The following is a 12,255-nucleotide window of genomic DNA, read 5'->3' as shown; positions in this document are numbered from 1 at the left end:
GCCATACCCATTTGCTGGTAAAAATGTTGGTAATGGTAGTTCGATTGCGTTTTTACCAACAAGCGGGGGATGCCGTTATGCCACTTACTGATACCAAAGTAAAAAACGCCAAACCTCTCGATAAGGAATACAAGCTGACTGATGGCTTTGGTATGTTCCTTCGCGTTACCCCTAAGGGTTCTAAATACTGGCAGATGGCTTACCGCTTCGAAGGGAAGCAAAAACTTTTCTCTATCGGTGTTTACCCTGCTGTTTCACTTGCTGATGCAAGACAGCGCCGTGATGAAGCTAAAAGACTTCTTGCTCAGGGAGTCGCTCCTAACGCCAAGAAACAGGCCGAAGTTAAAGAGCTGAAAACCAAACGCGACAACACCCGTTATTTCAGGGTCGTTGCCAAAGCGTGGTTTGCTACCAAGAAGAAATGGTCTGAAGATTATCGTCATAGCGTATTGACCCGCCTTGAAACCTATATCTTCCCGGATATTGGCAACAGAGACGTTACCGAGCTTGCCACTGGCGATCTGTTAGTCCCCATAAAAAAAGTAGAAGCACTTGGCTATCTCGAAGTTGCCACGCGGGTTAAGCAATACGTGACGTCCATTCTACGCTATGCCGTCCAACAGCAGCTCATACGTTATAATCCGGCTTACGATCTGGAAGGTTCCATTCAGAAATCAGAAACTGAACACCGCCCGGCGCTGGAGCTTGAAGAGATCCCATTGCTACTTGAACGTATTGATGCCTACAAAAGCCGCAGACTGACCACACTGGCGATTCAACTTAACCTGCTGGTGTTTGTTCGTTCCAGCGAGCTGCGTTTCGCCAGATGGTCAGAGATCGATTTCAAAAGCAAACTGTGGGTTATCCCCGAACAGCGGGAAGTCATCGACGGCGTGAAATATTCAGGTCGTGGCACCAAGATGAAGCGTAAGCATTTCATCCCTCTCTGCCGTCAGGCAATCGTGTTGCTGAAAGAAATTAAACAGCTCACCTGTGAAGATGGCAATGATGATGGTTTCATCTTCACAGGCAGCTATGACAGCTTCAAGCCAATGAGTGAAAACACCATAAACAAGGCACTACGTAAGATGGGCTACGATACCCGGCAGGACATTTGTGGTCACGGTTTCCGCACACTGGCCTGTAGTGCCTTAATTGAGTCCGGTTTATGGTCAGAAGACGCTGTAGAGCTTCAGATGAGCCACAAAGAAAGCAACAGCGTCCGTGCAGCTTATACCCATAAAGCCAGGCACCCTGACCAGCGCCGCCTGATGTTGCAGTGGTGGGCTGATTTCCTTGATGCCAACATCAACGGTATGGTCAGACCGTTTGAGTTTGCCCAGAGGTGAACACTTTGAGTTAGAAAATTACGGCTAACTGCTTGATAACCCATCACATAACCGCATGTAACCCTTTGTTTTGAATGTGTTTGAATAGCCACCACTGGTTGATGGCTATCACTTCATACCGTAAAATGCTTACCAATTTCGGACACTGCTTTCCCGTGACCTCATGACGGATACTTTTTATGAAAAAAATAACTTCTGATATGACAGAACTACAATCAATGAATATCACTGAAGATAATATCAGCAAACTTAACTCTTTGTTTCCTGAAGCCTTTAATGAAAACGGCATTGATTTTGACGTTTTAAAACATCTTTTGGGTGAAAATGTAGACGAAAAAGAAGAACGCTATGGCCTGAACTGGCATGGTAAGCGTCAGGCCCGTCAGCTTGCTCTTACCCCTTCCCGTGGCACCTTACGCCCATGTAAAGATGAAAGCGTTGATTGGGATAACACCAAGAACCTGATGATCGAGGGTGATAACCTTGAAGTGTTAAAGCTTCTACAAAAAAGCTACGCGGGAAAAGTTAAGCTTATTTACATCGATCCGCCTTATAACACCGGGAAAGATTTTTTTTATTCTGATAAATTCCAAGATAATATGAAAAATTATCTTGAAATCACAGGACAAACAGAAGAAGGTACGCGTTTAAGCACAAATACTGAAACCAGCGGACGTTATCATACTGACTGGTTAAATATGATCTACCCACGATTAAAAATCGCTCATAACTTGCTCGTTAAAGATGGCGTAATATTTATCTCCATAGATGACTCAGAGCTATACAACCTGAAAGAAATATGTGATGAAATATTTGGAAGTGAAAATTTCATTGCAACATTAATTTGGGAGAAAGGACGTAAAAACGATGCCAAACTTATTTCTTTAGGTCATGAATACATTCTGGCTTATGCAAGAAATAAATCATATCTTCTTAAAAAAGAAGTAAGATGGCGAGAAGCAAAACCCGGAGCACAAGAGATTCTTGACGAGTACTTAAAACTTAGAAAAAAATATGGTACTGATAATGATGCTGTTGAGAGTGGAATTCGTAATTTTTACGAGAGTCTTCCCTCGAACCATCCATCGAAAAAACATATGCGCTACAATAAAGTAGATGACCGTGGTGTATGGCGAGATGATAATATGTCATGGCCCGGCGGTGATGGTCCGAAGTATGATCTAATACACCCTAAGACAGAATTACCATGTGCTGTTCCTGAAGACGGCTGGCGTTATAGTACACTCGATAAAATGCTTGAAATGATAAAACTCGGCAAAGTTGTATTCCGGGATGATCATTCTGAACCACCAATCAGAAAAACCTATCTTGTAGAGATTGATGATCTACCAGAGGATGATGGAGATGGCTCCGATGAGCAAAACGAAGATTTGCCTATTCAGGTAGCTGGAAGCTACTTCTATCGAAGTGCATTACAAGCGTCCAAGGAGTTAAGTTCTTTATTTGGAAGTAAGGTTTTTAATAATCCTAAAGATAAAGAAACACTTATTAGATGGTTTTCATATATCAATGTAAAATCAGACGACATCATCCTAGATTTTTTTGCTGGTTCTGGAAGTACGGGACATGCCGTATATGATTTGAATGTTAAGGAAAATAAGAACATCCGTTTCATTCTCGTTCAATTACCAGAGACTATTGATCCTAAATCAGAAGGTGTAAAACCAGCCATTGCGTTTTTAAATGATCTTAAAAAGCCAGCTAAGATAAATGAAATAACAAAAGAACGCCTTCGCCGTGCAGGTAAAAAAGTTCGTAAAGATAATCCAGAGCCTGTAATTTAAATTGTGTATCTGCCTGTTTTTGATATCTTCATTTCGATAACGGAGACAGGTAATTATGGACGAAAAAAGACTCAAAGCCCTTGCGGCTGAACTGGCTAAGGGGCTGAAAACCGAAGCCGATCTCAACCAGTTTTCCCGCATGCTGACGAAGCTTACAGTTGAAACTGCGCTCAATGCTGAGCTGACTGACCACATCGGACACGAAAAGAACGCACCCAAAACAGGCTCAAATACCCGCAATGGTTATTCGTCAAAAACGTTGTTGTGCGACGATGGTGAGATTGAAATCAGTACACCACGTGATCGTGAAAGCACCTTCGAACCTCAGCTTATTAAGAAAAATCAGACACGTATTACGCAGATGGACAGTCAGATCCTGTCGTTGTATGCAAAAGGCATGACCACCCGGGAGATTGTCGCCACCTTCAAAGAAATGTACGATGCGGACGTCTCACCCACGCTGATATCGAAAGTCACTGATGCGGTGAAAGAGCAGGTATCTGAGTGGCAAAACCGTCCGCTGGATGCTCTGTATCCCATTGTTTATCTTGACTGTATTGTCGTAAAAGTTCGCCACAGTGGCACTGTAATTAACAAAGCCGTATTCCTTGCTCTGGGTATTAACACCGAAGGCCAGAAAGAATTACTGGGCATGTGGCTCGCAGAAAATGAAGGTGCGAAGTTCTGGCTCAGCGTGCTGACTGAGCTGAAGAATCGAGGTCTCCAGGATATCCTGATTGCCTGCGTGGATGGCCTTAAGGGCTTTCCGGATGCGATAAACAGCGTGTACCCGCAGACGCATATCCAGTTGTGCATTATTCACATGGTACGCAACAGCCTGAAATACGTGTCATGGAAGGACTATAAAGCCGTTACTGGCGGTCTGAAAGCGGTTTATCAGGCTCCGACAGAAGCAGCAGCGCTGATGGCCCTGGATAAGTTCGCTGATGTCTGGGACGACAAATATCCGCAAATCAGCAAAAGCTGGCGTGCACACTGGGAAAATCTCAATACGTTCTTTGGTTATCCACCAGATATACGTAAGGCTATCTACACCACGAATGCCATCGAGTCGCTGAACAGCGTTATCCGGGCAGCGATAAAGAAACGCAAAGTGTTCCCGACAGATGACTCAGTGCGCAAGGTGATATATCTGGCAATCCAGTCGGCCTCGAAAAAATGGAGTATGCCGATCCAGAACTGGCGGCTGGCAATGAGTCGCTTTATTATCGAGTTTGGTGACCGCCTGAGCGATCACCTTTAATACGGTGGCAGATACACAGAATTATTTACAGGGTCATAATCCAGAATGGTATGGAGATGTTGGTTTTCGCGTATTCAAACTTGATACATCTAACATCCGACCGTGGGAAGCCACAGCAGAAACCCTCTCTGAACAGCTTGATGCCTATGTAAGCCCAATCCTTGAAGACCGTAGTGAAGAAGATTTGCTTACAGAGTTAATGCTTAAGCGTGGCATTGACCTGAGTGTAAACATTGAAACCCGACAATTTGATGGGTTGACCGTTTCTTGTGTTGACGCTGGCAAATTGTTTACCTGCTTTGCTAATCAAATCTCTGCATCTTCAGTCGAAGAACTGACCGGGGGGATCATCGACTGGCATAAGAGCTTGAAGGCTGGCAAAGATACGGTCTGCTATTTCCTTGATAACGCATTTGAAAATAACGTTGCTAAAACAAATCTTTGCGCCATTCTTGAACAACATGGTCTGACTAACCTGCACAGCCTGTAAGGGAATGAGATGAAACTACATTTTGAATCTGACCTTAAATATCAGAAAAACGCTATAAAATCGGTATGCGATTTGTTTGAAGGCCAGGAGAAATGAGAAAGTGAAATGACTGTGCTGGCCCCAGCTCAGGGCGCACTCTCATTTGAAGGCGCAACAGGTCCAATGCGTGTTAACCCACAAATACCCGAAGATGATGTTCTGCTGAAAAACTTAAACAGTGTTCAGTTGAAAAATCAGCTTCCTCCTTCATCTGTGCTTGACAGTCATGATTTTACTGTTGAAATGGAAACAGGGACAGGTAAAACGTATGTTTATCTCCGCACCATGCTGGAGCTGAACAAACGCTATGGCATGAGTAAATTTATCATTGTGGTTCCTTCCGTTGCCATCAAGGAAGGCGTTTATAAAACGCTACAAATCACTGAAGAACACTTCAAAAGTCTCTATGCGGGCATTCCATACGAATACTACCTGTATGATTCTGCAAAACCTGCCGATGTCAGAAATTTTGCAACCAGTTCTGTTATGCAGATCATGGTAATGACGGTGGGTGCGATTAACAAAAAAGACGTTAACAAGCTCTATCAGTCCAGTGAAAAAACGACCGTTGATGATCTGGATAAGCCAATTGACCTGATCCGGGCTACACGTCCGATTATTATCGTCGATGAGCCACAAAGTGTTGATGGTGGCTTGAATGGTGCGGGTAAAACCGCACTTGATGCTATGTATCCCATGTTCACCTTACGTTATTCAGCAACACATGTGCATAAACATCATATGGTGTATCGTCTCGATGCCATTGACGCTTACAATCAAAAACTGGTCAAACAGATCGAAGTTGCCGGGCTTGAAGTACAGAATGCAAGCAACAGCCCCTATGTGAAGCTGGTTAGTATTAACAGTAAGAAAAACATTATCAGTGGTACTGTTCTTGTTGATATAGCTGATAAAAAAGGGAACGTTAATCGTTCTGAGATTATCGTATATGACGGTATGACACTTGATGACGAAACAGGACGTGATATTTATCAGGGATACCGGATAAGCGAGATCCGTACGGGCAAGAAAGGTTACCTTACACTGGAAACGCCTTCTGATACTTACTACATGAGAGTCGGTGATGTCGTCGGTGATATTGACCCAATGCTCATCCAGCGACATATGATTAGACGTACAATCCGTGAACATCTCGATAAAGAACTTCGCCTGAATACTCAGCAAATCAAGGTCCTTACCCTGTTTTTCATTGATAAGGTTGATTTCTATCGCAAGACCAATGAAGAAGGACTGCGTGAACCGGGTGAATATGCCCGTATCTTTGAAGAAGAATATCTCAAAGCCATCAAAAGCCCCGCTTATAAAGATTTGCTCCCTTCTCATCCAGAACAAGCTAAAGACGTTCACGATGGTTATTTCTCCATTGATAAAAAAGGTGCATGGGCTGAAACAAGCGAAAGCAATAATGCAGGCCGCGAAAATGCAGAGCGCGGTTATAACCTCATAATGAAAAATAAAGAGAAGCTTTTGAGTTTCTCCAATCCGGTGAGGTTCATTTTTTCACACTCTGCTTTGAAAGAAGGCTGGGATAACCCCAATGTATTCCAGATCTGTAGCCTTCGAGAAATGGGAAGTGAACGAGAACGTCGTCAAACATTAGGCCGTGGTCTTCGCCTGTGCGTTAACCAAGAGGGTGAACGTGTTCGTGATGACAGCATTAACATTCTGACAGTCGTTGCCAGTGAAAATTATGAAGCCTATGCCGAACGACTACAGAGCGAAATTGAGAACGAAACAGGTATCCGTTTTGGTATTATCGAAAAAGATGCGTTTGCCCATCTGATCTTCTCTGATTCCTCGCAAAGTGTAGGTATTTCCGGTTCACATGATATCTGGTCTGAACTACAGACTGAAGGTTATCTGGAAAAATCGGGAAAAATCACCAAAACCCTGAAAGAAACTCTTTTCGATGGCACTTTTGCTGTTAGCGAAAGGTTCCTTCCCCTTCAGGAGCAAATTGAAATCATTCTACGTAAATCAGCAGGACGACTAAACATTAATAATGCTGATGAGCGCAAAACAATCCAATACCGGAAAGAAGTCTTAAATAGCCCGGAATTCGAAGCGTTATGGCAGAGAATAAGTCAAAAAACACGCTACCGACTGTCATTTGATGAAGATGAATTGATGAAATCCTGTACGAAATCACTTTCTGAAATGCAGCCTGTAGCAAAAGCAATGGTCAGTTTCAGCAAAGCAACAATCAAACAAAGCCAGTCAGGTCTTGATGTTAAAGCTCAGGTTAATGGGACAACAAGCTCTGTTATTGATGTTGCTGAACAACCGCTGCCAGATATTCTTGGTGTTCTGCAGGAAAAAACCGGACTGACAAGACGCAGCTTAAGCACCATACTGAAAGAGAGCGGAAGACTCGCTGATTTTGCTAAAAATCCACAACAATTTATCAGTGAAGCTATAGGCAGAATCAACTATTGCAAACGCCTGTCTATTGTTGATGGTATTAAATATTATCCACTAAAAAGTGACGTATATGCACAAAATCTCTTTATGGATAAAGAGCTAACTGGATATGCCCGTAATCTTTTCGAAACCTCGTCTAAATCAGTTTACGAATACGTTCCTAAAGATTCTGAAGTCGAAAGCCATTTCGCTCAGGAACTCGAAGAACAGGATGAAGTTAAGCTTTATGTAAAACTTCCCAGCTGGTTCAAAATCCCGACGCCACTGGGAACCTACAATCCTGACTGGGCCTTAGTTATTGAAGACAATGGTGAAAACCATATTTACTTTGTTGAGACAAAAAGTAAACACATTGGTCTTGGTAATGAAGAAGATGCGAAAATAACTTGTGGCAATGCGCATTTTATCTCACTCAAAGAGCAGATGATTAATCCTGCTAGATACATGCGCTCTACCAATATAAATGAGGTTGTGAGCAGCATATAAGGAAGGAGGCCAAGAGGCCCTTTCTTTTTATCTTTTGAATTAAACCAACTCGATTTCCGTGCCTCATGTGTATTAGTCGCGACGTGATCTGACACCGGGCCCTGAAAGGTTGGGGGTTACCGGTTTTGATATGGGTGTCGAATCCTTATACAAAACACGAGGTCACCCTGATGCTCCATACTCACAATCCCATCATCAAACACAAAGCCGGCCTGCTCAATCTCGCCGAATAACCCGGTAACGTCTCAACAGCCTGCAAGAGCACGGGCGTGTCACGCGACACCTTCTATCGTTATCAGGAACTGGCTGCTGAAGGCGGCATTGACGCGCTGGTTAACCAGAACCGCCGGGGTCCAAACCTGACGAACCGCGCCGACGAAGCCACTGAACGCGCGGTTGTTGAATATGCCGTTGAGTTCCCGGCCCCCGGGCAGCACCGGACCAGTGATGAGCTGCGTAAAAAAGGCGTGTTTACCTCCGGCAGCGGCGTGCGCGCCATATGGCAACGACACGACCTGGAGAACTTCCGTAAACGCCTGAAGGCGCCTGAGGAAAAGCTCACCAGAGAAGCCATCGTGCTTACCGGTGCCCCAATCGCCGCGCTGGAGAAAAAAGGCGCATGATGATGAGGCCAGTGGCGAAATCGAGACCGCACACCCGGGCTATCCCGGGTCGCAGGACACCTTCTGTGCTGGCGATCTGAACGGTGTGGGCCGTATCTGCCCGCAGCCGTTCGTGGATACGTACCCGAAAGTGGCACACTGCAAGCGGTATACGAGTAAAACGCCGAACACCGCCGCCGGCCTGCTAAATGATCGGGTACTGCCGTTCTGTGAGGCTCAGGGGCTGCCGGTGCTGAGAAGACTGACCGACAGGGGAACGGAGTGCTGTGGTAAGGTGGAGCCGCATGATTACCAGCTTTATCTGTCCATCAACGATATCGCCCATACAAAAACGAAGGCGATGTCCCCACAGACCAACGGCATCGGTGAGCGCTTCCATAAAACGATTTTGCAGGACTTTTATCAGGTCACGTTCCGCAAGAAGTCATATGGGGAGCGGGAGAGCCTGCAAACGGATCCGGACAACGGATTATGGCATGACAATAATGAGCGGACTCATCAGGGGAAAATGTGCGGCGGGCGAACGCCAGTGGCCAGGTTACCTGATGGAAAACGTGTCTGTGCAGAAAAGGATCTGAACATAGCGCCCTTACAGGGCGAGCGTCACGGCTCTGCCGTTCCGAGGGTGTTCATGACCGGCTCACAGCTTTATACTCTGCGGTATGTTAATTTGTATTAGTCGCGACTTGATCTGACACTGGACCTTGAAAGGTTGAGAGTTACCGGTTTTGATATGGGTGTCTAATCCTTAAACAAAACGCGAGGTAACTCTCATGATTCATACTAACAATCCCATCATCAAACACAAAGCCGGCCTGCTCAATCTCGCCGAAGAACTCGGTAACGTATCAAAAGCCTGCAAGATCATGGGCGTGTCACGCGACACGTTTTACCGTTATCAGGAACTGGCTGCTGAAGGCGGCATCGATGCGCTGATTAACCAGAACCGCCGCGTCCCCAACCTGAAGAACCGCGCCGACGAAGCCACTGAACGCGCTGTTGTTGAATATGCCGTTGAGTTCCCGGCCCACGGGCAACACCGGACCAGTAATGAGCTGCGTAAAAAAGGCGTGTTTATCTCCGGTAGCGGCGTGCGCTCCATCTGGCAACGGCACGACCTGGAGAACTTCCGTAAACGCCTGAAGGCACTTGAGGAAAAGGTCGCCAGAGAAGGCATCGTGCTTACCGACGCTCAAATCGCAGCGCTGGAGAAGAAGGCCCACGATGACGAGGCCAGCGGAGAAATCGAAACTGCTCACCCGGGTTATCTCGGGTCGCAGGACACCTTCTACGTGGGCAATCTGAAAGGTGTGGGTCGTATCTACCAGCAGACGTTCGTGGATACGTACTCGAAAGTGGCACACTGCAAGCTGTATACGAGTAAAACGCCGATCACCGCCGCAGACCTGCTCAATGATCGCGTACTGCCGTTCTACGAGGCTCAGGGACTGCCGATGCTGAGGATCCTGACCGACAGGGGAACGGAGTACTGTGGTAAGGTGGAGCAGCATGATTACCAGCTGTATCTGGCCATCAACGATATCGACCATACAAAAACGAAGGCGATGTCTCCGCAGACGAACGGCATCTGCGAGCGCTTCCATAAAACTATTTTGCAGGATTTTTATCAGGTTACGTTCCGTAAGAAGTTATACGAAGACCTGGAGAGCCTGCAAACGGATCTGGACAACTGGTTGTGGCATTACAATAATGAGCGAACTCATCAGGGAAAAATGTGCTGCGGGCGTACGCCAATGGCCACGTTACCTGATGGAAAACGGGTCTGGGCAGAAAAAAATCTGAACCAGATGTAATCTGACAGACACCTGTATAAATAACCGGTAACTGTCAGATCAGGTCTGAGCTAGTACAGTTAATTTCTCAGGAAATCATTCACATTGCCCGTAGCAAAGCCCCCAGAAAGCGTAAACCCACGCCCTCGTCCCGACGCGCTATACCCGGATATCCTAAGCGTTTTCTGGTGTCCATTCCGCCCCGGAGCGATTATGACGACCCCGACGAGTTTTTTACGACACTCCGCAGGATGCCATTCGTCACTGTGTCCACCTGGGGCCACAGTTTTTCCTCGATACACACTTCGACCCGCCTCTCGTCTGCATCATCCGCGGCTTTGAGCCGCCTGACTCACCCGACGGCGATGTCGTCCTTGAGTCCATGCCAGCCGATGTGTTTATTATCGCCACAGAATCCGGCATGCTGCCGGTGACCTTCGCTCCCTGGGATAAACACACCGACAACTGGGCCGATGACTGTGACGACTGGCACTATAATACCGGTGCCACTGCAGAGCGATAATCCGCCGCATGTATATCCCGCGCCCGGCAAAACTGCTGTTCACCACTGATGACGCCTGGAACCGGTATATGGATAAACACGGGGACACCCTCAGCCCCTGGACCGTACTCTGCGTCGAGCGCATGCTCGCCTGCGGCACTGCTGCCATGGGGGTGAAGCGATACTGCTGCGCCTCCCCGGACTGCACCCACACCCGCTTCTTCTGCCAGACCTGTAAATCAAAAGGCTGCAGCTCCTGCGGACATAAGGCCACGGAGCAGTGGATTACAGAGCAACAGCAAATTCTGCCCGACTGCGACTGGCAGCATATCACCTTCACCATGCCCCATCTGCTGTGGCCCTTTTTCAACAATAACTGGCCTCTGCTCAATGCCCTGTTCCGCGCAGCCACCCGCGCCATGCTCCGCTGGGCCAGAAAACAGGGTGTGGAAGTCGGTATCTTCTGCGCCCTGCACACCTACGGTCGCCAGCTCAACCAGCATCCCCACATTCATCTCTCCGTCACCCGCGGCGGGCTTGATATTAAACACGGCGTATGGCGCGACCTCTTCTTTAAAAAGCATGCCGTGGAGGAAATCTGGCGCGGAGCCGTCATCCGGCTGCTGCGCCACAGCTATGACCTGATTAACCCCGGCAGGCTGCCGGGGCTGGGGTATATCCACGACAAAAAACAGTGGCTGCGCTATCTGCAGGCGCAGTACGGGCGCCGCTGGAAGGTCCACTTCGCGAAGAAGACCCGGGGGGCCTGGCGGAGCGTCAAATATCTGGGCCGGTACCTGAAACGGCCCCCCGTGTCGGCGGCGAAGCTGAGGCACTACAGCGGCGGCGCGGTGGTGCACCACTATTACGACCACCGTACGCAGCAGTACCGGCAGCAGACGCTGACGCAGGAAGATATGATCGGACGTTATATCAGCCATATCCCGGCGAAGCATTTTAAGATGGTGCGTTATTACGGTTTTTTATCAAACCGTAAACGGGGTAGCCTGCTGCCGAAGGTGTATGAAGCCCTGGAGATGGAAGCGCGGAAAAAACCGGAGAAGCCCGGCTTCGCCGCGCTGATGAAAGAATTTCTGCGCACGGATCCGTACAAATGCATTCTGTGCGGCAACCGACTGCGCTTCAGCAGTGCGCAGGCCGGGAGGCACGCGTCGGAGTTGGTGGCAGAAAGACTGCATAACATCGACCGGAAACGATGGCTTCTGGCACAGACTGCGGGATAAGTGCGTCTGAAAAACAGCTTTCAGGTTAAAAACGCGCCGCAAATGCCATTTTATGACCATAACGTTCCCGATGGCACATCATTACTGCATTACAGACACTGCTGCTCATGGTCAGGAAATTTTTAAAACGATGATTCAGTTTCCTAACCATGAACCGGATGTAATCTGACAGACACCTGTATAAATAACCGGTAACGGTCAGATCAGGTCTGAGCGGG

Annotated in this window: 6 protein-coding genes and 3 pseudogenes; all 9 read left to right on the top strand. The window is 47.4% G+C overall.

Going from position 1 to position 12,255, the window contains the following annotated elements; genetic code table 11:
• Positions 1 to 77 precede the first annotated feature (77 nt).
• The 9 genes and pseudogenes from LU633_RS10550 (at position 78) to LU633_RS10510 (ending at position 12,037) form a co-directional block, all read left to right on the top strand.
• Positions 78 to 1,349 carry a tyrosine-type recombinase/integrase gene (locus LU633_RS10550; protein ID WP_016192886.1) on the top strand — a complete coding sequence of 424 codons (1,272 nt, stop codon included), beginning with the start codon at positions 78 to 80 and terminating at the stop codon, positions 1,347 to 1,349.
• A gap of 179 nt (positions 1,350 to 1,528) precedes the next feature.
• The gene (locus LU633_RS10545; RefSeq protein ID WP_046372279.1) at positions 1,529 to 3,154 is read left to right on the top strand and encodes a site-specific DNA-methyltransferase; all 1,626 of its coding nucleotides are present in this window, start codon (positions 1,529 to 1,531) and stop codon (positions 3,152 to 3,154) included.
• Positions 3,155 to 3,209: 55 nt separating this feature from the next.
• Entirely contained in the window at positions 3,210 to 4,418 is a 1,209-nt protein-coding gene (locus LU633_RS10540; RefSeq protein ID WP_046371917.1) for an IS256 family transposase, read from the top strand.
• Between the two features lie 37 nt (positions 4,419 to 4,455).
• A pseudogene (locus LU633_RS10535) lies at positions 4,456 to 4,908 on the top strand (site-specific DNA-methyltransferase); the annotation flags it as partial.
• A gap of 9 nt (positions 4,909 to 4,917) precedes the next feature.
• Positions 4,918 to 7,875: pseudogene (locus LU633_RS10530) on the top strand (type III restriction-modification system endonuclease).
• Between the two features lie 170 nt (positions 7,876 to 8,045).
• Positions 8,046 to 9,177: pseudogene (locus LU633_RS10525) on the top strand (helix-turn-helix domain-containing protein).
• A 94-nt stretch (positions 9,178 to 9,271) separates the two neighbouring features.
• Positions 9,272 to 10,312, top strand: a complete 1,041-nt coding sequence (locus tag LU633_RS10520) for an IS481 family transposase (RefSeq protein WP_046372007.1) — start codon at positions 9,272 to 9,274, stop codon at positions 10,310 to 10,312.
• A gap of 361 nt (positions 10,313 to 10,673) precedes the next feature.
• The gene (locus LU633_RS10515) at positions 10,674 to 10,814 is read left to right on the top strand and encodes a hypothetical protein (RefSeq protein WP_161796965.1); all 141 of its coding nucleotides are present in this window, start codon (positions 10,674 to 10,676) and stop codon (positions 10,812 to 10,814) included.
• An 8-nt stretch (positions 10,815 to 10,822) separates the two neighbouring features.
• Positions 10,823 to 12,037 carry an IS91 family transposase gene (locus LU633_RS10510; RefSeq protein ID WP_046372006.1) on the top strand — a complete coding sequence of 405 codons (1,215 nt, stop codon included), beginning with the start codon at positions 10,823 to 10,825 and terminating at the stop codon, positions 12,035 to 12,037.
• The last annotated feature ends 218 nt before the right edge of the window (positions 12,038 to 12,255 follow it).

It is taken from the genome of Erwinia tracheiphila, from assembly GCF_021365465.1.
In the GTDB taxonomy this organism is placed as follows: domain Bacteria; phylum Pseudomonadota; class Gammaproteobacteria; order Enterobacterales; family Enterobacteriaceae; genus Erwinia; species Erwinia tracheiphila.
The sequence above is the reverse complement of the archived record's forward strand: the minus strand, read 5'-3'. Positions and strand labels throughout refer to the sequence as shown.

Coding starts and splice junctions, on each gene's coding strand:
- LU633_RS10540 (WP_046371917.1), top strand. CDS start 3,210: ATGGACGAAAAAAGACTCAAAGCCCTTGCGGCTGAACTGGCTAAGGGG.
- LU633_RS10520 (WP_046372007.1), top strand. CDS start 9,272: ATGATTCATACTAACAATCCCATCATCAAACACAAAGCCGGCCTGCTC.
- LU633_RS10550 (WP_016192886.1), top strand. CDS start 78: ATGCCACTTACTGATACCAAAGTAAAAAACGCCAAACCTCTCGATAAG.
- LU633_RS10545 (WP_046372279.1), top strand. CDS start 1,529: ATGAAAAAAATAACTTCTGATATGACAGAACTACAATCAATGAATATC.
- LU633_RS10510 (WP_046372006.1), top strand. CDS start 10,823: ATGTATATCCCGCGCCCGGCAAAACTGCTGTTCACCACTGATGACGCC.
- LU633_RS10515 (WP_161796965.1), top strand. CDS start 10,674: ATGCCAGCCGATGTGTTTATTATCGCCACAGAATCCGGCATGCTGCCG.